A 20,839-nucleotide genomic window follows, 5' to 3' on the forward strand; every position below is an offset into this window, starting at 1 on the left:
CGTCATGTCCGGGGTCAGCCGTGGACGGTGACCTCGTCGAAGTTCTGCGCGGTGCCGGTGCCGCGGGATCACGGGCCCTCGGGCCGCGCCACTGCGCGGGCACCGTCGCTCGGCCGCCGGATCGATCCTCCGGTCGCGCGCGCGAGGAGCAGCGCGCACAGCGCCGCCGCCGCGGGCAGGGCGTACGCCGTCGTCGTGCCGAGCCGGTCCACCACCAGGCCCGCCGTGGCACTGCCCGCCGCGATGCCGCCGAGGATGGCGGTCACGGCCAGGGTCATGCCCTCGTTGAGCCGGCCTGCCGGGGTGCGGGCGTGGACCAGGGACATCGCCGTGACCATCGCCGGGGCCGTCGCCGCCCCGGCGAGCAGCAGCGCGGCGGCCAGGAGCGGGAGCGAGCCCGTCGAGGCCGCCGCCCACGGCAGGGCCATCGCCCCGGCCAGGGCGAGCAGGCAGGAGGTCAGGCTCCGGGCGCGGAGGGTTCCGTAGAGCAGGCCGGCCGCGCAGGAGCCGGCCGCCTGGAGGGCCAGGACCGGCCCGGAGGCGGCCCCCAGGCCCCGTTCGGCCAGATGCGCCACCGAGGTGACCTCCATGGACCCGAACACCGCCCCGACGGCGAGGAAGATCCCGAGGAGCGGGCGCAGCGCCCGTAGCGGGGAGGGGCCCGGGGCGGCGCCGCCGCCGGAGGGCGGGGGCTCCGTGGCGCGGTGCGCGGTGAAGACGAGCATCCCGACCAGCAGCAGCGCCGCCCCGGTGAGGGTGCCCGCCTCGGGGGCGACGGCGGTGCACAGCAGGGCCGCGAGGACCGGGCCCAGCAGGTAGCAGAGCTCGTCGGCCGCCTGCTCGAAGGACATCGCGGTGTGGTGCGCGGCCGGGGGCAGCAGGTGGGTCCAGCGGGCCCGGGACATGCCGCCGATGTTGGGGGTGGTCGCGGTGGCGGCGTAGGAGGCGAAGAGGGTCCAGGCGGGGGCTCCGGCGCGGACGCACAGGGCCAGGCAGAGCGAGCCGAGGACCGCGATCACCGTGGCCGGTACGGCGATGCGGGCCTGGCCGTGGCGGTCGACGAGCCGGGCCGTCCACGGGGCGACGAGGGCGGTGGCGGCCAGGCCGGTCGCGGTGACCGCCCCGGCGAGGGCGTACGAGCCCCGCTGCCCGGCGATCATCATCACCGCGCTGATCCCGAACATGCCCATGGGCAGGCGGGCGAGGAGGTTCCCGGCGGTGAACCCGCGGCTGCCGGGGACCGCGAAGAGGCGGGCGTAGGGACCGGCGGGACGCCGGCGCCGCCGGGAGCCGGCGGGGGCGGCCAGGACCAGGGTGGAGCCGGTCACGGTCATGAACGCGGGGACGGGGCGGGCGGGGGAAGCGGCGAAGGGGGCGGTCCGGTGCATGTGCCGAGCCTGCGGCCCGGGCCCCGGAGCGGTCCAACACCTGTTCCGGGCCCATTCACCCGCCCGCGTTGTTAATCTCCCGGGGTGACCTCCCCCGACGTGGACCCCCGGCTGCTGCGCGGCTTCCTCGCCGTCGCCGAGGAGCTGCACTTCTCCCGCGCCGCTGCCCGCCTCTACGTCGCCCAGCAGGCCCTCAGCCGGGACGTGCGCCGGCTCGAACGGGCCCTGGACACCACCCTGTTCCTGCGCACCACCCGGGCCGTGGAACTCACCCCCGACGGGGAGCGGCTGCTGCCCCACGCCCGCGAGGTGCTGCGCGCCCACGAGGAGCTGGCCGCCGCCTTCGCGGGGCCGCCCGGCGCCCTCCTCGTCGACATCAACTCCGACGGGCCCGGCACCGGGCGCCTCGTCCTGGAGCGGGCCCGCGAACTCGCCCCCGGCTGCGAGCTGATGGCCCGCTTCGAGAGCGGGCTCACCCATGCCGCCGCCGAGATCGCCGCCGGTCGGCTCGACGTCTCCTTCGGCTACGCGGCCGGGCTGGAGCCCTCCCTGCGGGCCCGCCTCGCCCACCGGCCGGTGCGCTACGAGCCCCTCGCCGTACTGCTGCCCGAGGGGCACGCGCTGGCCGCGCGGGAGACCGTACCGCTGGCCGCCCTGGCCGGGGAGAGCGTCTACACCGGGGCCGGGAACCCGCGGACCCTGGAGTGGACGGGGCTGGCCGCCGAACTGTTCGCCGGACGGGACATCGCCGCCGCGCCGCCCGCGCCCGTGGCGGTCGGCAAGGAGGAGTTCCGCCGGGTCATGGCCAAGACCGGCCACCCGGTGCTCGCCACCGTCGGCTTCACCGACATGCCCGGCTGCGTCAAGCGGCCCCTGACCGACCCGGTGCCGCTGTCCCCGCTGTCCCTCGTCTGGCGGCGCGGCCTGCGCCACCCCGGCCTCGACGCCCTCCTGCGGGCCGCCACCGAGCTCCAGGACGCCCACGGCTGGCTGGCGGTCCCCCCGGGCAGCTGGCTGCCCGCCGCGCTCGCCCCCGACCACGGGACGCCAGGTCCGACGGCGCTCACAGCGGGCCCCGAGACCGGGTGAGTGCAAGGTTTCCCGCCGGTCATCCGGCGGGGACCGGCGCCGAAACGCGCCCTTCCTACCGTCGGACCAGGCAACGACAGCTGGGGAGGCGTGTGATGACCGGTACCACCGCACCGCGCAGGGGAGGCCGCTGGATCGAGCGGTGGGATCCGGAGGACGAGACCTTCTGGCGGGAGTCCGGAGAGCGGATCGCCCGCCGCAACCTGCTCTACTCCGTCCTCTCCGAGCACATCGGCTTCTCCATCTGGTCCCTGTGGTCGGTCATGGTGCTCTTCATGGGCCCCGCCTACGGCATCGACCCGGCCGGGAAGTTCTTCCTCATCGCCACCGCCACCCTCGTCGGCGGCCTCGTCCGGGTGCCCTACACCTTCGCCGTCGCCCGCTTCGGCGGCCGGAACTGGACGGTCGTCAGCGCCCTGCTGCTCCTCGTGCCGACCGTGGCCGCGCTGATGGTCATGGAACCCGGCACCTCGTACGGCACCTTCCTGGCCGTGGCCGCCCTGACCGGGGTCGGCGGTGGGAACTTCGCCTCCTCCATGACGAACATCAACGCCTTCTTCCCGCTCCGCAAGAAGGGCTGGGCGCTCGGACTGAACGCCGGCGGCGGGAACATCGGCGTCCCCGTCGTTCAGCTCGTCGCGCTCCTCGTCATCGCCACCGCCGGGGCCGGCCACCCCCGACTGCTGCTCGCCGCCTACCTCCCGCTGATCGTGGTCGCCGCCGCGCTGGCCCTCGTCCGCATGGACAACCTGGCGCCCGTACGGGCCGACACCGGCGCGGTGCGCGAGGCCCTGCGCGAGAAGCACACCTGGATCATGGCCTTCCTCTACGTCGGCACCTTCGGCTCCTTCATCGGCTACGGCTTCGCCTTCGGCCTCGTCCTCCAGACCCAGTTCGGACGCACCCCGCTCCAGGCGGCCTCGCTCACCTTCCTCGGACCGCTCCTCGGCTCCCTGGTCCGGCCGGTCGGCGGGGCCCTCGCCGACCGGTGGGGCGGGGCGCGCATCACCCTGGCCGCCTTCCTGGCGATGGCCGCGGCCACCGCGGTGGTGGTGCTGGCCTCCGTACGGCAGTCCCTGCCCGTCTTCCTCGTCGGCTTCGTGGCCCTCTTCGCGCTCAGCGGCCTCGGCAACGGCTCCACCTACAAGATGGTCCCCGGCATCTTCCAGGCCCAGGCGCTCGCCCGGGGCCTGGAGGCCGAGGAGGCCGCCGCGTACGGCAGGCGCCTGTCCGGGGCCGCCATGGGCCTCATCGGGGCCGTGGGGGCGCTCGGTGGACTCGGCATCAATCTGGTCTTCCGCCAGGCGTTCCAGGACACCGGCTCCGGGACGGCCGCCTTCGTCACCTTCCTCGGCTTCTACGCGGCGTGCTGCGCCGTCACCTGGGCGGTATACCTTCGCCGACCCTCCACCACCCCCGACCGGGCCACCGGGAGCGAAAGGAAGGCGCAGCTCACGGCGGTGTGAGCACGGGGCGCGGCGGGCGCGTTACGACGCGGAAATACGGTGGAACCGAGCCCGACACGACGCCTTGACAGGCTCGGTTCGCGCCGCACGACGACATCGGGCCGACCGTCCCCCCGGGGGCGACCGGCCCGATCGGCAGGACATTCCCCAGGGGCAAGGCAGGACACCACGATGGACGAGGACCCCACCCCGCACGCCGGGCCGATCGCCGCCGCACCCCTCGCCGGGTTCACGGTGGCCGTCACCGCCGCCCGACGGGCCGACGACCTGATCGCCCTGCTGCGCCGGCGCGGGGCGGCCGTCGTGCACGCGCCCGCCCTGCGGATCGTGCCGCTCGCCGACGACGGCGAGCTGATGGCCGCCACCAAGGAGCTGATCGACAGCCCGCCCGACGCGGTCGTCGCCACCACCGCCATCGGCTTCCGGGGCTGGATCGAGGCCGCCGACGGATGGGGCATCGGCGAAGGACTCCTCGACCGGTTGCGGTCCGCCGAACTGCTCGCGCGCGGGCCCAAGGTGAAGGGGGCCGTACGGGCCGCGGGGCTGGTGGAGGACTGGTCACCCGGCTCGGAATCCCTCGCCGAGGTGCTGGACCGGCTGCTGGAGTCCGGGGTCGCGGGCCGCCGGATCGCGCTCCAACTGCACGGGGAGCCGCTGCCCGGCTTCGTGGAGGCGCTGCGGGCGGCCGGGGCCGAGGTCGTGCCGGTGCCCGTCTACCGGTGGATGGCCCCGCAGGACCTCGCGCCGCTGGACCGGCTGCTCGACGCGGTGGCCGTGGGGGCCGTGGACGCCGTCAGCTTCACCTCGGCGCCCGCGGCGGCCTCCCTGTTGTCCCGGGCGGCGGAGCGCGGACTGCGGGAGGCGGTGTTGGACGCGCTGCGCGGCCCGGTGCTGTCCGCGTGCGTCGGCCCGGTGACCGCGCTGCCCCTACAGGCCGAGGGCGTGGCCACGGTCCAGCCGGAGCGCTTCCGGCTCGGGCCCCTGGTGCAGCTGCTCTGCCGCGAACTCCCCGCCCGGGCGCGGGTCCTGCCCGTCGCCGGACACCGGCTGGAGTTCCGGGGCCACGCGGTGATCCTGGACGACACCCTGCGGCCGGTGCCCCCGGCCGGGATGGCCCTCCTGGAGGCCTTGGCCCGCCGGCCCGGGTGGGTGGTCTCCCGGGCCGAGCTGCTGCGGGCCCTGCCGGGCGCGGGGCGCGACGAGCACGCCGTCGAGACCGCGATGGCCCGGCTGCGGGCGGCGCTGGGGGCGCCGGGGCTGATCCGGACGGTGGTCAAGCGGGGGTACCGGCTGTCGCTGGACGCGGGGGAGTGCGGGGGCGCCGACGACCAGTGGGCGGAGGTCCGTTAGCGTGCCCGGATGCTGATCGTTGACGGAGTGGAGATGCGGGTCGTCGCCGTCGAGGACGCTGCCGCGCTGGCCGACGTACTCACGCGCAACCGGGCCTTCATGACCCCCTACGAGCCCGCGCGGACCGAGGCGTTCTACACCGAGGCGGGCCAGCGGGCCCGCATCGAGGAGTACCTGGCCGAACACGAGGCCGGGCGCATGGTCCCGTACGTGTGCGTGGACACCGCGACCGGAACGCCGTTCGGGGCGGTCAACCTCGGCTCGATCGTCCGCGGACCACTGTGCGGCGGGGGCGTCGGCTACTGGCTGGACCAGGCCTGGAACGGCAAGGGCGTGGCCACCGCGGCGGTGCGGGAGGTCTGCCGCGCCGCCCGCGACGAACTGGGCCTCCACCGGATCGAGGCCGGCACCCGCGTGGACAACGTCGCCTCGCAACGGGTCCTGATCAAGGCCGGGTTCACCGAGTACGGGCTCGCGCCCCGCTACCTCCACATCGCCGGGGCCTGGCGCGACCACCGCCTCTTCCAGCGACTCCTCCACGACGACCCGCCGCCCGGCGCGTAGCACGCGGCGCCCGTCCGGGGGCTTCCGCAACGCACCCCGCGACGGCACTCTGGGAGAGGCCCACGGCGACCGAGGCGGTGACGCGCATGTGGTTCGACTCCGGGCGGGTCTGTCTGGACCTGCTGGCGACCGGCACGCCCCGCGGGGACACCGAGGGGATCGGCGACGGCGACGGGCTCCGGCTGTGGCTCGTCGGCGCCGGGCTCGTCCCCGACCGGACCCCACTGGCACGCCTCGGACCCGACTGGGCGACCGCCTTCCGCGGCCTGCGCGGCGACGTGGACCGCCTCGTACGGGGCGAACTCGCCGGAGCCGGCCCCGAGGAGCCCGCCCTCGCCCGGGTCAACGCGGCGGCCGCCGGACCACCCCCGGGCGTATGTGCCGTCCGCGACCAGGAGGGCCACCTCGTGCGGGAGTTGTGCGGCGGCGTCGAGTGCGCGGGCCTGCTCGCCGCCGTGGCCCGGGACGCGGTGGAACTCCTCACCGACCCGGGGGACCTCGCCCTGCTGCGGACCTGCGAGGGCGACGGCTGCGCCCGGGTCTACCTGGACACCTCACGCGGCCACCGCCGGCGCTGGTGCTCCAGCGAGCGGTGCGGCAACCGCGAGCGCGTAGCACGCCACCGCCGCCGAGCCCGCACCCCGGCGGAGGCGGGGCAGGGGGCGGGGTAGGGGGGTGGTGCGGGGGCTGCGGGGAACCTCGGCGGTACCTGTGTGGGGCGGTCTCGCGGAGCGTTTGGGGGTTTCCCGCCAGTCCACTGTCCTTCCGTGCCGGTCCGGTCCCTCAAGGGCGCTCCCTACGGTCGCGTCGCTACGCGATGGCCTTCGGCCACCCTTGACCGACCGGCCCGTCCCGGAATGCCAAAGACTGTCGGGAAGCCCCCAAAAGAACGGGCTGGTCTGTAGTGACGAGGAGCGGCCCCGTCATAGGGGATGGGACGGGCGCTTCGGCGACCAGACCGGGCATCCGGGTCCCTCACAGAACCTTTCAGGACTCGGCTCGGACTACTCCACACCTGCGGCTGATCAGGACACCTGAACGGCACCGAGGGCGCATCGGATCGCTACACACTTCCTCCCGGCTTAGCGACTGCGACCCGTCTGTGGCCGGGCATAGCCGCACGAGGCCTCACGTATCCCACTCGGCTTGTCGACTGCGACCCGTCTGGGCATTCGCGCTTCTGAGCCCTCTTCTTGCAGTCCATGACCGCTTCTCCACATTCACCGTTGATGACTTCGTCATTTCGTGCGGTCAGTGGGCCGTTGAGTTCATCCGGGTCGCAGTCGCTGAGCCGAGTGGGACAGGAGAGGCCTGGTGCGGCTTATGTCCGGCCACAGACGGATCGCAGACGCTAAGCCGAGTGGGAGGGGTCACGACCTGGTGCGTGGGCCGTCTCCACCGTCCTGAAAGGGGCTGTGAGGGACCCGAATGCCCGGTCTGGTCGCCGAAGCGGCCGTCCCATTGCCTATGACGGGGCCGCTCCTCCCTCGTTCAGACCAGCCCGTTCTTTTGGGGGCTTCCCGACAGTCTTTGGCATTCCGTGACGGGCCGGTCGGTCAAGGGTGGAGCGCAGCGAAATCGCGTAGCGACGCGAACGCAGTGAGCGCCCTTGAGGGACCGGACCGGCACGGAAGGACAGTGGACTGGCGGGAAACCCCCAAACGTTCCGAGAGACCGCCCCGCACACACCCCGCCGAGGTTCCCCCCATCCCCGCCCCACCCCCCCCGCCGCAGGGACGATTCGTCCGGCGCGCGGAACGGGCGTGCGGAGGGGCCTTGGTTCGCGTACGGTTGACGGTCGCCCATGCACGTCAGAAGGGGGCCTTGGTGGCCGCGCAGAATGCCGCTGTCGACAGCACGGCGGATTCCGTCCGCGATCGGGAGATCGCGGTCGAGCAGACGCATCTCGATCAGGTGTACCGACGCCTTGAGGAGAAGATCCACGAGGCTGAGTTCCTCATGAACGACGCCGCCAAGCGTGGCCAGGTGGGGACGCCCGGCGCCCTCGCCGAACGCGACGCGCAGGTGTTCCGCGCCGGGATCCACCTCAACCGGCTCAACAACGAGTTCGAGGACTTCCTCTTCGGCCGGATCGACCTCGTCCTCGGCAAGGACGGGGACCGCGGCTCCGACGGGGCGTACACCTCCGTCGAACCCGCCGAGGACGCGATCCGCGCCGACCTCACCGCCGACATCGCCGAAACCCTGCACATCGGGCGGATCGGGGTGCTCGACACCGACTACGCGCCGCTCGTCATCGACTGGCGCGCCCCCGCGGCCGCGCCGTTCTACCGCTCCACCCCCAAGGACCCCGGCCGCGTCGTGCGTCGCCGGGTGATCCGGTCCAAGGGGCGCAAGGTGCTCGGCGTCGAGGACGACCTCATGCGTCCCGAGGTCACCGCCTCCCTCGACGGCCGCGAGCTGCCCGTCATCGGGGACGGCGCGCTGATGGCGGCGCTGGGACGGGCCCGTACGCACTCGATGCGGGACATCGTCTCCTCCATCCAGGCCGAGCAGGACCTCGTCATCCGGGCGCCCGCCGCCTCGGTCGCCGAGGTGGCCGGAGGACCCGGCACGGGGAAGACCGCCGTGGCCCTGCACCGGGCCGCCTACCTGCTCTACCAGGACCGCCGTCGCTACTCCGGCGGCATCCTGATCGTCTCCCCGACGCCGCTGCTCGTCGCCTACACCGAGGGCGTCCTGCCCTCCCTCGGCGAGGAGGGGCAGGTCGCCATCCGGGCGCTCGGCTCGCTCGTCGACGGGGCCGAGGCGACCACGTACGACGATCCCTCCGTGGCCCGGATCAAGGGCTCCTCCCGGATGCTCAAGGTCCTGCGCAAGGCCGTGCGCGGCGCGCTGGAGCTGGGGAGCGCCCCCGACCGGCTGCGCGTGGTGGCCTTCGGCCGGCGCCAGGAGCTGGAGGCCTCCGACCTCAACCGGATCCGGCAGAACGTCCTGGGCGGAACCGCCCCGGTCAACCTGCTGCGCCCGCGCGCCCGCAAGCTGCTCCTGGACGCCCTGTACTCCAAGTCGGGGCAGTCGGGCCGGCACAGCGACCCGGAGCTGGCCGCCGAGCTGCGGTCCGCCTTCGACGAGGACATCTCCACCGAGGACGCGTTCATCGAGTTCCTGAACGCCTGGTGGCCGGAGCTGACCCCGCGCAAGGTGCTCGCGGCCATGGCCGACGACCGCCGTCTGGGCCGTTGGTCGCGCCGGGACCTCAACCCGCGCGAGACGCGCCAGCTGGCACGCTCCCTGCGCCGGGTCGGTCCCGACGGCAAGGGGCCCCTGTCGGTGCACGACGTGGCGCTGCTGGACGAGCTCCAGCAGCTCCTCGGCGCGCCCGCCCGCCCCAAGCGGCGGCGCGAGATGGACCCCCTGGACCAGCTCAGCGGGCTGGAGGAGCTGATGCCGACCCGCGAGGAGACCCAGTGGGAGCGGGCCGAGCGGATCGCGGCGGAGCGCACCGAGTACGCCCACGTGATCGTGGACGAGGCCCAGGACCTGACGCCGATGCAGTGGCGGATGGTGGGCCGGCGGGGCCGGATGGGCACCTGGACGGTGGTCGGGGACCCGGCGCAGTCCTCGTGGACCGATCCGCAGGAGGCGGCGGCGGCCCGTGACGAGGCCCTGGGGAGCCGGCCGCGCCGGCGGTTCACCCTGACCGTGAACTACCGCAACCCGGCCGAGGTGGCCGAGGTGGCCACCCGCGTGCTCAAGCTGGCCATGCCGGGGATGGAGCCGCCGACCGCGGTCCGTTCCACGGGCCTGGAGCCCCGTTTCACGGCCTCCGGGGAAGACCTGGGCGCCGCCGTCCACGAGGAGACCCGGCGGCTGCTGGAGCAGGTGGACGGCACCGTGGGCGTGGTCGTGGCCATGGACCGGCGGGCGCAGGCCGCGGACTGGCTCGCCGACCTCGGCGGGCGGGCCGTCGCGCTGGGCAGCCTGGAGGCCAAGGGTCTGGAGTACGACGCCACCGTGGTGGTCTCTCCGGCGGAGATCGCGGCGGAGTCCCCGGCGGGTCTGCGGGTGCTCTACGTGGCGCTGACGCGCGCGACGCAGCAGCTCACGGTGGTCTCGGCCGCCGGGGACCGCCCGGACGAGGCGGGGGTGCCGGAGCTGCTGCGGCCCTGAGGGGCGTGCGGTCGGGGTCGCGTGCGCGGGGTCGCGCGGGGGCTCGCGCGGCGCCCGAGGGCGTGCGCGGGGCCGGATGGCCCGCCGCCACGCGCGTGAGCCCGATACCGACTCGCGGGACGGGGGATCACATTCGGCGATCCTTTGTTAGCCTGGTTACGACACCGGCTCGATCCAAGCCCCCGGGCCCAACCTTCGTCGCCTAGAGCGACCACTTGCCGCGAGGCGAGCATGGCGGGTCGGTGTCGTAGACGTCAGTAGGCACAGCAGGTTTTTTCACCAGGTCCGCGCCCTTCACTTGTGGAGGGCGCGGACCTGTTTTGTATTAACCCACCATTCCGAAGCCCCTGGAAATCTCGTATGGTGGAAGAGTCTTTCCGAAGTTTGTAGCTGGTTACCTTGTACCGGCTGGTAGGTGGGACGATCGGACAACGGGACCTGCCACGCCTGCCGTGTGCGGGCCCTGCGTACAGCGACACCAGGGACAGAAGAGGAACACGGCCATGGCAACGGCGCCCAGCGTCTCGTATTCGATGACGGTCCGTCTGGAAGTGCCCGCGAGCGGTACCGCGGTCTCCCAGCTCACCACCGCCGTGGAGTCCTCGGGAGGATCGGTCACCGGCCTCGACGTGACCGCGTCCGGCCACGAGAAGCTCCGCATCGACGTCACCATCGCCGCGACCTCCACCGCGCACGCCGACGAGATCGTCGAGAAGCTGCGCGGCATCGAGGGCGTCAGCCTGGGCAAGGTCTCCGACCGAACCTTCCTGATGCACCTCGGCGGCAAGATCGAGATGTCGTCCAAGCACCCCATCCGCAACCGCGACGACCTCTCGATGATCTACACCCCGGGCGTGGCCCGCGTGTGCATGGCCATCGCGGAGAACCCCGAGGACGCACGGCGCCTCACGATCAAGCGCAACTCCGTCGCAGTCGTGACCGACGGCTCCGCCGTCCTGGGCCTGGGCAACATCGGCCCGATGGCCGCCCTGCCGGTCATGGAGGGCAAGGCCGCGCTCTTCAAGCGCTTCGCCGGCATCGACGCCTGGCCGATCTGCCTCGACACCCAGGACGCCGACGAGATCGTCGCGGTCGTCAAGGCCATCGCCCCGGGCTTCGCCGGCATCAACCTGGAGGACATCTCCGCGCCGCGCTGCTTCGAGATCGAGGCCCGGCTGCGCGAGGCCCTCGACATTCCCGTCTTCCACGACGACCAGCACGGCACCGCCATCGTCGTCCTCGCCGCCCTCACCAACGCGCTGCGCGTGGTGGGCAAGGCCGTTGGCGACGTCAAGGTGGTCATGTCGGGCGCCGGCGCGGCCGGTACCGCCATCCTCAAGCTGCTCCTCGCGGCGGGCGTCAAGAACGCGGTCAGCGCCGACATCCACGGCGTCGTCCACGCCGACCGCCCCGACCTCGTCGACGCGGCCCCGGACTCCCCGCTGCGCTGGATCGCGGACAACACCAACCCCGAGGGCTACACCGGCACCCTCAAGGAGGCCGTGGTCGGAGCCGACGTCTTCATCGGCGTCTCCGCCCCGAACGTGCTCTCCGGCGAGGACGTCGCCGCCATGGCGGACGCCGCCATCGTGTTCGCGCTCGCGAACCCGGACCCCGAGGTGGACCCGGCGGTCGCCCGTCAGACCGCCGCCGTCGTGGCCACCGGTCGCTCGGACTTCCCGAACCAGATCAACAACGTGCTGGTCTTCCCCGGCGTCTTCCGCGGCCTCCTGGACGCCCAGTCGCGGACCGTGAACACCGACATGATGCTGGCCGCCGCGACCGCCCTGGCCGACGTCGTCGGCGAGGACGAGCTGAACGCGAACTACATCATCCCGTCGGTCTTCAACGACAAGGTCGCGGGCGCCGTCGCCGGAGCCGTCCGCAAGGCCGCCACCGCCGGATAGCCCAACGGTGCGCCCGGTCGGGGCGGGGGGCCTGTGACGGGTCCCACGCCCCGCCCCCGGCGCGTCGCGGGATGCGAGCCCCCCGGGGCGCCTCTAGGGTTGCGGGGATGCCCCGCGTGGCCCGTGGTCCGCATCCAACGGCATTCACCGGCATCCACCGGTCATCCACCGGAGCCTGGCCCCTGGTGCGGACGGAGCGTCACCGCGGCGTGACTGTGGCGCTTTTCGTGTGACCCTGGCGGGTGCCGGATTGGCTTTCCCGCCGCTGGTGGGGGCAGGATGCGTAACCGGGCGAGAGGGTCTGACGTTCAGACCCGGGTCCGGGGACTGTCCGAGGGCCCTGGCAGCATCGGCTTCGATCTCACGCCTCTAAGGCAAGTTGAACACGGGAGTACAACATGAACCGCAGTGAGCTGGTGGCCGCTCTTTCCGAGCGCGCCGAGGTGACCCGCAAGGACGCCGACGCCGTTCTGGCCGCGCTCGCCGAGACCGTCGGCGAGATCGTCGCCAAGGGCGACGAGAAGGTCACCATCCCCGGCTTCCTGACCTTCGAGCGCACCCACCGTGCCGCTCGCACCGCGCGCAACCCGCAGACCGGCGACCCCATCCAGATCCCGGCCGGCTACAGCGTGAAGGTCTCCGCGGGCTCCAAGCTCAAGGAAGCCGCCAAGGGCAAGTAACACCGCCCTTGTGCCGGGGGCCGCGCAGGCCCCCGGGACGGCAGTGGTACGTAGCACGTGGAACAGCACGTGAACGCCGAAGGGCGGCCACCCCAGTGGGGTGGCCGCCCTTCGGTCGTTCCGGCCCCGTACGGGCCCCTGTGGGGCCGCAGAGGGCCTTCCAGGGCCCCGTGGGGCCCCGGAAGGGGAAGATCAGACCAGGTCGCCGTTGGGCAGCTCGACCTTGGCGCCCAGCTCGACGAGCTTCTCCATGAAGTTCTCGTAGCCGCGGTTGATCAGGTCGATGCCGTGCACCCGCGAGGTGCCCTCGGCCGCCAGCGCCGCGATCAGGTACGAGAACCCGCCGCGCAGGTCCGGGATGACCAGGTCGGCGCCCTGGAGCTTCGTCGGCCCGGACACGACCGCCGAGTGCAGGAAGTTGCGCTGGCCGAAACGGCACGCGCTGCCGCCCAGGCACTCCCGGTACAGCTGGATGTGTGCGCCCATCTGGTTGAGCGCCGAGGTGAATCCCAGACGGGATTCGTAGACCGTCTCGTGGACGATCGACAGGCCCGAGGCCTGCGTCAGGGCCACCACGAGCGGCTGCTGCCAGTCGGTCTGGAAGCCCGGGTGGACGTCCGTCTCCAGGTGGATCGCCTTCAGCGGGCCGCCCGGGTGCCAGAAGCGGATGCCCTCGTCGTCGATCTCGAACGCGCCACCGACCCGGCGGAACGTGTTGAGGAAGGTCATCATCGAGCGCTGCTGCGCCCCGCGGACGTAGATGTTGCCGCCGGTCGCCAGGGCCGCGGAAGCCCACGAGGCGGCCTCCAGGCGGTCCGGGAGCGCCTTGTGGTTGTAGCCGCTCAGACGGTCCACACCGGTGATCCGGATGGTCCGGTCGGTGTCGACGGAGATGATCGCGCCCATCTTCTGCAGGACGCAGATGAGGTCTTCGATCTCCGGCTCGACGGCCGCGTTGCTCAGCTCGGTGACGCCCTCGGCCAGGACCGCCGTCAGCAGGACCTGCTCGGTCGAGCCGACCGAGGGGTAGGGCAGACGGATCTTGCAACCGCGAAGGCGCTGCGGGGCCTCCAGGTACTGACCGCCTTCGCGCTTCTCGATGGTCGCGCCGAACTGGCGGAGCACGTCGAAGTGGAAGTCGATCGGCCGGCCGCCGATGTCGCAGCCGCCCAGGCCCGGGATGAAGGCGTGGCCGAGGCGGTGCAGCAGCGGACCGCAGAAGAGGATCGGGATCCGGGAGGAACCCGCGTGGGCGTCGATGTCGGCGACGTTCGCGCTCTCGACGTGGGTCGGGTCGAGCACGAGCTCGCCCGGCTCCTCGCCGGGGCGCACGGTCACGCCGTGCAGCTGGAGCAGTCCGCGCACGACGCGCACGTCGCGGATGTCGGGGACGTTGCGCAGCCGACTGGGTTCACTGCCGAGGAGAGCGGCGACCATGGCCTTCGGCACGAGGTTCTTCGCGCCGCGGACACGGATCTCGCCCTCGAGCGGGGTACCGCCGTGGACAAGCAGGACATCGTTGCCGGTCATGGATCTCGCGTTCCGGAGAGGGGTGGGCGGGGGGCCAGGGAAAAGGGTAAGCGCCACCACCCCCTTGTTTGTATGGCTGACGTGGCCGTAGGACTGTCATGAATTCGGTACAGCACCCACGGTGTCGACAAGGTGGCGGAGCGTTGCGTTCCGGCGTTCGTGACGGCGCGCGCTCCCGCTTGCCGCCGTGCGCCCTGAGCTGCGCACGATCACGGACGGCCGTTCGCTCCCCCGGAAGGGCCATTGTGCGAGATCATGTCGCCATGACCGAGGTGTCCTCCCTCACAGGGCGGCTGCTCGTCGCCACCCCCGCCCTCGCGGACCCGAATTTCGACCGTGCGGTCGTGCTGCTGCTCGATCACGACGAGCAGGGCTCGCTCGGCGTGGTCCTCAACCGGCCCACTCCGGTGGACGTCCGCGACATCCTGCTCCCCTGGGCCCCGCTCGCGGGTGATCCGGGCGTGGTGTTCCAGGGCGGCCCCGTGGCGCTGGACTCCGCGCTCGGGATCGCGGTGATCCCGGGCGAGGAGGGGCCCCTCGGGTGGCGCCGGGTGCACGGGGCGATCGGCCTGGTCGACCTGGAGGCGCCGCCCGAACTGCTCGCCGCCGCCCTCGGCGGCCTGCGCATCTTCGCCGGCTACTCCGGATGGGGGCCCGGCCAACTGGAGGACGAGTTGGGCGGGGGAGCCTGGTACGTCGTCGACTCCGAACCGGGCGACGTCTGCTTCCCGGACCCCGAACGGCTGTGGCGGGCGGTGTTGCGCCGCCAGCGCAGCGAGCTGGCGATGGTGGCCACCTATCTGGACGACCCGTCGCTGAACTGAGTCGGGTGCCGTTCAGTACCCTGGATTCATGAGCACTCTTGAGCCCGATCGCGGGACTGGTACGGGGACCCTCGTAGAGCCGACGCCACAGGTGTCCCACGGTGACGGCGATCACGAGCGCTTCGCCCACTACGTCCAGAAGGACAAGATCATGGAGAGCGCGCTCGGGGGCACCCCCGTCGTCGCGCTCTGCGGCAAGGTCTGGGTTCCGGGTCGCGACCCGAAGAAGTACCCCGTCTGCCCCATGTGCAAGGAGATCTACGAGTCCATGGGCGCCGGCGGCGACAAGGACAAGGGCGGCAAGGACAAGTAGGGAAGTCCTGGAGCCTGCCGACGAAGGCCCCCGGGTGCGCGGAAGTGCGCCCGGGGGCCTTCTGCGTGCCCGGGGGGAGGGCTAGGGTCGGGGGGACGAGCGCTCTGCGGAACGGGTGTTGCGCAGGGTGCAACACCCTTCGAAGGGCTGCTGCCGCATGGACCTGATCCCCGCACCCCGGGTCGCCGCGCCGCGCGAGGGCGCGACCCCCTACGTGTTCGGCCCCCGACCGACGCTCTCCGCCGGACCGGGCACCGAGGCCACAGCGCGCTGGCTGCGCCGCGAGATCGGCGCCGCCACCGGCTGGGACCTGCCGGACACCCCCGGCGCGCGGGGCGACGTACGCCTGGCCATCGACCCGGTCGTCGCCGAGGACCTCGGCCCCGAGGGGTATCGGCTCACGGTCGACGGGAGCGGGGTGGACCTCGCGGGCGGCGGCGCGGCCGGGCTGTTCTGGGGCGCCCAGACGCTGCGTCAGCTGCTCGGCGCCGACGCGTACCGCAGGGCGCCGCTGCCCGGGCGGACCGCCTGGAGCCTGCTGCCGACGGAGATCTCGGACGCCCCCCGGTTCGGCTGGCGCGGGATGCTGCTCGACGTCGCCCGGCACTTCATGCCCAAGGACGGGGTGCTGCGCTACATCGACCTGCTCGTGGCGCACAAGCTGAACGTGCTCCACCTGCACCTGACGGACGACCAGGGGTGGCGGTTCGAGAGCCTGCGCCACCCCAGGCTGACCGAGGTGGGCGCCTGGCGGGCGCGCAGCCGGTGGGGCCACCGGGCGTCGCCGTTGTGGAACGAGACCCCGCACGGCGGCTTCTACACCCGGGACGACCTCCGCGAGATCGTCGCGTACGCGGCCGAGCGGCACGTGCGGGTGGTTCCGGAGATCGACCTGCCGGGGCACTCGCAGGCCGCCATCGCCGCCTATCCCGAGCTGGGGAACGTCGACGTGGTGGACACCGCCGCCCTGGAGGTGTGGGACGACTGGGGGGTCAACGAGAACGTGCTCGCGCCCACCGAGGCCGTGCTGCGGTTCTACGAGGGGGTGTTCGAGGAACTGCTGGAGCTGTTCCCCGTCGAGGTCTCGCCCTTCGTGCACGTGGGCGGCGACGAGTGCCCCAAGGCGCAGTGGAAGGCCTCCCCGGCGGCGCAGGAGCGGATCCGCGAGCTGGGCGTGGGCGACGAGGACGGTCTCCAGTCCTGGTTCATCCGGCACTTCGACCGCTGGCTCGCCGAGCGCGGGCGTCGGCTCATCGGCTGGGACGAGATCCTGGAGGGCGGGCTCGCGCGGGGCGCGGCCGTGTCCTCCTGGCGCGGGTACGCGGGCGGGATCGCCGCCGCCGAGGCCGGCCACGACGTGGTGATGTGTCCCGAGCAGCAGGTGTACCTGGACCACCGTCAGGCGGACGGCGCGGACGAGCCGGTGCCCATCGGATACGTGCGCTCGCTGGAGGACGTGTACCGCTTCGAGCCCGTGCCGCCGAAGCTGGACGCACGGGCCGCGGCGCACGTGCTGGGCGCCCAGGCCAACGTGTGGACCGAGGTGATGGAGAACCAGAGCCGGGTGGACTACCAGGTGTTCCCCCGGCTGGCGGCCTTCGCGGAAACGGTGTGGTCGCACCTGCCCGAACCGGAATCCCGGGACTACGCGGGCTTCGAGGCCCGAATGACGTCCCACTACGCGCGGTTGGACGCCCTGGGGGTGGAGTACCGGCCGCCGGGCGGCCCGCTCCCGTGGCAGCGGCGCCCCGGGGTGCTGGGGCGCCCGAAGGAGGGCGAGCCTCCGATCGTGTGATCCGGGCGCGCGGGGTGGCGCGGGGTGGTGCCGGGTGGCGAGGGGTGGTGCCGGTCGGGCGCCGGGTGCCGCCCCGGCGTCCTGCCCGCGTCGTTCCGGCGCCCTCCCGGCGTCGTCCGACCGGAAGCGGAACTCTTCGGAAACCTTTGGAACTCTCTCTCGAACGAGGCGTATCCGGAGGAAAACGGGCGTTCGGGTGGATGCCGTACACAGCCCCTCCGGGGTCGTTCCCAGGGCGGTTCGCGGGCCGGATCGCGGGCCGGATCGCGGGTCGGCTCGCGGCGCGTGTCCGGGCCGTGCCCCGACCGTGTCCGGGTCGTGTCCGGGCCGGAGCCGGGGCCGGCCGGCCGGTCCGGTGGTGGCGTACCGGAGCAGGGGAGACCCTCGCGCCGGGCGGCCTCGAAGATGTGCCAGAGTTGCCACGTCCCGGCGGTGAGCACGTACCGTACGGCGGACAGGCGTGAGCGCCGGGACCGGGACATCGGGAAGGGGCAGCTGGGTTGACCACGCACGCACCGCACGCACCGCATTCGGCTCAGGGGCCGCACACACCGCAGGCGGCGCAGTCCGTGACGCTGCCCGCCTCGCTCGACGAGGCGGTGGCGGCACTGGCCGCCATGCCCGCGGCCGTCCCCGTCGCCGGTGGCACCGACCTCATGGCGGCCGTCAACGCCGGGCTGCTCAGGCCCGCCGCGCTGGTGGGCCTGGGTCGGATCAACGAGATCCGCGGCTGGCAGTACCAGGACGGACACGCGCTGCTCGGCGCCGGACTGACGCACGCCCGGATGGGACGGCCCGACTTCGCGGCCCTCATCCCGGCGCTCGCGGCCGCGGCCCGCGCCGCCGGCCCGCCGCAGATCCGCAACGCCGGCACCCTCGGTGGGAACATCGCCACCGCCGCCGCGACCGGTGACGCGCTGCCCGTGCTGGCCGCGCTGGAGGCGGTGCTGGTCATCGTCGGGCCCGAGGGCTCGCGCGAGATCCCCGTCTCCCACCTGTTGGCCGGCCGCGAGATGCTCCGGCAGGGCGAGTTGATCGGATTCGTCCGGGTCCCGCTGCTGCACGCGCCGCAGGTCTTCCTGAAGGCGACCGGCCGGACCGGCCCGGGGCGCGCGGTCGCCTCCGTGGGGCTCGTACTGGACCCCGCGCGCCGTGGCGTGCGGTGCGCGATCGGCGCGGTGGCCCCGATGCCGCTGCGGCCGTTGGAAGCCGAACAGTGGGTGGCCTCGCTGATCGACTGGGACGGGGACCGGGGCCTGGCCCCCGAGGCACTGGAGGCCTTCGGCGAGTACGTCGCCGCCGCCTGCGTGCCCGACCAGGGGGAACCGGTGTCCTCCGGAGTACTGCATCTGCGGCGGACGGTGGCCGTGCTGGCGCGCAGGGCCCTGGGGAGGGCACTGACCTCATGAGTGAGAACGAGAACGTGAGCGGAACGACTGGGGACACGGGGCACGCCGGGCACGCTGGGCCCGGCTGGGGATGGGAGCCGGTGCCGCACGGCGGCGAGTACGACTCCGAGTCCACGGCCTTCGTGAAGCTCCCGCAGGAGATGTTGGACGCCCTCGACTCCGGGGAGCCGCTCGCGGCCCCGGGGCACGGCTACGTGCCGCCGCCGATGATCGTGCCCCTGGGCTCCGGCAGCGCCGACCCCACCGCCACGGGCACGTGGACGATCCCGGTGCAGTGGCCGGAGGCGGGCGCTCCGGCGTCCTCCGGCCGCGGGCCGGGCGCCTCGGCGGCCGCGCCGGCCCGGGGCCCGATCCCGGCCTCCGTCCCGCTGCCCTCGTCCGTCCAGGCCGTCTACGGGGACCCTGCCGGGTCCGACCGGGCGGCGCCGGGCGGGCAGGGTGCGCAGGGCGGGCACGGTTCGCAGGGCGGGCACGTCGATCCGGATCCGATCTCGACGGCCGAGTGGCACTTCCCCGAGGCGGCGCAGCAGCCCGACGAGCAGGCGGCCACCGGGCAGTGGAACCTGCCGACGGGCGGGGCCTACGGGGCGTACGAGGCGCGCGAGCCCCAGGAGACGTACGGCGGTCAGGGGTCTTACGAGGCCCAGGAGACGTACGGGGGCCAAGACACGTTCGGCGGCCAGGGTGCGTTCGGCGGTCGGGAGACGTTCGGCGGGCACGAGACGTTCGGTGGCCAGGAGTCGTTCGGTGGCCAGGAGTCGTTCGGCGGGCACGAGGGGCAGGGCGGGAACGAGGGGCACGAGGGGCAGGGCGGGCACGAGGTCCAGGCGGGCCAAGCCGGTCAGGCGGGTCAGCTGGGTCAGGCGGCCTACGGGATCCAGACGGGCCACGCTGCCCACATCGGTCTCCCCGCCGAATTCCACGCCGAGCCCGGGGACTTCCGGGGCGGCGCCTACGACGCCGACTGGAGCCAGGCCCCCGCGACCCTGCCGGGCGGGGCCGCGGCCCCCTGGGCGGCACCGGGCGCCTTCGACGCGTACGAGGCCGGCCATCCCGCCGCCGGGAGCGCTCCGGGGGCCGGATCCGAGACGCTGATGAGTGCCGGGATGCTGCCCGGCGAGGGTGAGGACCCCGCACGGCGCGGCGGGGGTCCGGGGGCGGGTGCTCCCGGGCGCGGTCCGAGGGTGCTGGGCGGGCCCGGAGTGGGCACCCCGCTGCCGGAGGTCCACGCGCAACCCGGGCCGGAGCCGGAGGCCGTGGCGCACGAGGCCCCGGCCGACATCGAGGCCGCCCACGGCCCGGCCGCGACGCCGGTCCAGGAGGAACGTCCGCGTCCGGACGACACCGAAGCCGCCGACGCGGACGCCGACGCGGACGGGTCGGAGGGGCACGGGCACGGCTTCGCCGAGACCGCGGCCGAGAACCAGAACCCGGCCGTGACCGCCCCGTTCGAGGGTGAGGCGCCCGCTACCGGTGAGCCCGCTCTCGGTGCGCCCGCTTCAGGTGAGCCCGCTGCGGGGGAGGCCGTGGCCGTCGAGGCCGCGTTCGGTGAGCCCGCCTTCGCCCCGGCCGGGGCGGGGGGCGCGCCGGCGCCGGGCGAGGACGCTCCCGACCCTGCCGTGGTGGCTCCGGGCGAGGGCGACGCCGGAGGTTTCCCGGGGCAGGAGGCGACGTACGAGGAAGAGGAACAGCCCGCCGTCGCCCATCACGAGCACCCCTCGGCTTCGTACGTCCTGCGCGTCAACGGCGCCGACCGGCCCGTCACCGGCGCCTGGATCGGCGAGTCCCTGCTCTACGTGCTGCGCGAGCGGCTCGGTCTGGCCGGCGCCAAGGACGGCTGCTCCCAGGGCGAGTGCGGGGCCTGCGCGGTGCAGGTCGACGGCCGGCTCGTCGCCTCCTGCCTGGTGCCCGCGGCGACCGCGGCCGGCAGCGAGGTCCGCACCGTCGAAGGGCTCGCGACCGACGGGGAACCATCGGACGTGCAGCAGGCGTTGTGCAGGTCGGGCGCGGTGCAGTGCGGGTTCTGCGTACCCGGCATGGCGATGACCATCCACGACCTGCTGGAGGGCAACCACGCCCCCAGCGACCTGGAGACCCGGCAGGCGCTCTGCGGCAACCTCTGCCGCTGCTCCGGCTACCGGGGCGTCATCGAAGCGGTCCACGACGTCGTCGCCGAGCGCGGGGCGGCAGCGGAGCGCTCGGCCGCGGAGGCGGCCGGCGAGGCACGCATCCCGCACCAGGCACCGCCCGGTGAGGGCGGCTTCCACGGCACCCAGGGACCCCACGGTCCTCAGGGGACACAGGGCACCCACGGCACCCAGTACGACGACACCCAGTACGACGGAGGCACGGCGTGAGCGGCCAGGACGCGGCCACGGCCACGACGACGA

15 protein-coding genes are annotated in these 20,839 nt (G+C 73.6%); 13 read left to right on the top strand and 2 right to left on the bottom strand.

Annotated features, from left to right (window positions below; genetic code table 11):
- Nucleotides 1-68: 68 nt before the first annotated feature.
- Nucleotides 69-1,388 carry an MFS transporter gene (locus ACIOD1_RS30100; protein WP_401905855.1) on the bottom strand — a complete coding sequence of 440 codons (1,320 nt, stop codon included), beginning with the start codon at nt 1,386-1,388 and terminating at the stop codon, nt 69-71.
- An 84-nt stretch (nt 1,389-1,472) separates the two neighbouring features.
- Here ACIOD1_RS30100 and ACIOD1_RS30105 point away from each other — a divergent pair, with 84 nt between their 5' ends.
- The 8 genes from ACIOD1_RS30105 (at nt 1,473) to ACIOD1_RS30140 (ending at nt 12,578) form a co-directional block, all read left to right on the top strand.
- Entirely contained in the window at nt 1,473-2,477 is a 1,005-nt protein-coding gene (locus ACIOD1_RS30105) for a LysR family transcriptional regulator (protein WP_365624306.1), read from the top strand.
- 95 nt (nt 2,478-2,572) lie between these two features.
- Complete coding sequence (locus tag ACIOD1_RS30110) at nt 2,573-3,943, top strand: nitrate/nitrite transporter (protein WP_365624304.1); 1,371 nt, start codon at nt 2,573-2,575, stop codon at nt 3,941-3,943.
- 171 nt (nt 3,944-4,114) lie between these two features.
- Nucleotides 4,115-5,293 carry a uroporphyrinogen-III synthase gene (locus tag ACIOD1_RS30115; RefSeq protein WP_401905856.1) on the top strand — a complete coding sequence of 393 codons (1,179 nt, stop codon included), beginning with the start codon at nt 4,115-4,117 and terminating at the stop codon, nt 5,291-5,293.
- Nucleotides 5,294-5,302: 9 nt separating this feature from the next.
- Nucleotides 5,303-5,857, top strand: coding sequence for a GNAT family N-acetyltransferase (locus tag ACIOD1_RS30120; protein ID WP_401905858.1), 555 nt, complete (start codon nt 5,303-5,305; stop codon nt 5,855-5,857).
- Between the two features lie 86 nt (nt 5,858-5,943).
- Complete coding sequence (locus tag ACIOD1_RS30125; RefSeq protein WP_365624298.1) at nt 5,944-6,528, top strand: ABATE domain-containing protein; 585 nt, start codon at nt 5,944-5,946, stop codon at nt 6,526-6,528.
- A gap of 1,156 nt (nt 6,529-7,684) precedes the next feature.
- Nucleotides 7,685-9,991, top strand: a complete 2,307-nt coding sequence (locus ACIOD1_RS30130) for a UvrD-helicase domain-containing protein (RefSeq protein ID WP_365624296.1) — start codon at nt 7,685-7,687, stop codon at nt 9,989-9,991.
- A gap of 503 nt (nt 9,992-10,494) precedes the next feature.
- Entirely contained in the window at nt 10,495-11,898 is a 1,404-nt protein-coding gene (locus ACIOD1_RS30135; RefSeq protein WP_365624294.1) for an NAD-dependent malic enzyme, read from the top strand.
- 398 nt (nt 11,899-12,296) lie between these two features.
- Nucleotides 12,297-12,578, top strand: coding sequence for an HU family DNA-binding protein (locus ACIOD1_RS30140; protein WP_007264399.1), 282 nt, complete (start codon nt 12,297-12,299; stop codon nt 12,576-12,578).
- Nucleotides 12,579-12,770: 192 nt separating this feature from the next.
- Here ACIOD1_RS30140 and murA read toward each other — a convergent pair whose 3' ends face one another.
- Nucleotides 12,771-14,108: a UDP-N-acetylglucosamine 1-carboxyvinyltransferase gene (gene murA, locus ACIOD1_RS30145; protein WP_356875250.1), complete on the bottom strand. Its 1,338-nt coding sequence runs from the start codon at nt 14,106-14,108 to the stop codon at nt 12,771-12,773.
- 263 nt (nt 14,109-14,371) lie between these two features.
- Between murA and ACIOD1_RS30150 the strand changes: the two genes are divergently transcribed.
- The 5 genes from ACIOD1_RS30150 to ACIOD1_RS30170 all read left to right on the top strand — a co-directional run bounded on the left by ACIOD1_RS30150 (nt 14,372) and on the right by ACIOD1_RS30170 (nt 20,806).
- Entirely contained in the window at nt 14,372-14,932 is a 561-nt protein-coding gene (locus ACIOD1_RS30150) for a YqgE/AlgH family protein (RefSeq protein WP_365624291.1), read from the top strand.
- A 28-nt stretch (nt 14,933-14,960) separates the two neighbouring features.
- Nucleotides 14,961-15,245 (top strand): DUF3039 domain-containing protein, encoded by a 285-nt coding sequence (locus tag ACIOD1_RS30155; protein ID WP_281211013.1) that lies wholly within the window; start codon nt 14,961-14,963, stop codon nt 15,243-15,245.
- 157 nt (nt 15,246-15,402) lie between these two features.
- Nucleotides 15,403-17,040 carry a beta-N-acetylhexosaminidase gene (locus tag ACIOD1_RS30160; RefSeq protein WP_401905863.1) on the top strand — a complete coding sequence of 546 codons (1,638 nt, stop codon included), beginning with the start codon at nt 15,403-15,405 and terminating at the stop codon, nt 17,038-17,040.
- Between the two features lie 500 nt (nt 17,041-17,540).
- Nucleotides 17,541-18,449 (top strand): FAD binding domain-containing protein, encoded by a 909-nt coding sequence (locus tag ACIOD1_RS30165; RefSeq protein ID WP_365624287.1) that lies wholly within the window; start codon nt 17,541-17,543, stop codon nt 18,447-18,449.
- On the top strand, nt 18,446-20,806 hold the full coding sequence (locus ACIOD1_RS30170) for a 2Fe-2S iron-sulfur cluster-binding protein (RefSeq protein WP_401905865.1): 2,361 nt from the start codon (nt 18,446-18,448) through the stop codon (nt 20,804-20,806). The genes ACIOD1_RS30165 and ACIOD1_RS30170 overlap by 4 nt, the downstream gene beginning before the upstream one ends.
- The last annotated feature ends 33 nt before the right edge of the window (nt 20,807-20,839 follow it).

Origin of the sequence: Streptomyces sp. NPDC088097 (genome assembly GCF_044741845.1) — a bacterium.
In the GTDB taxonomy this organism is placed as follows: Bacteria; Actinomycetota; Actinomycetes; order Streptomycetales; family Streptomycetaceae; genus Streptomyces.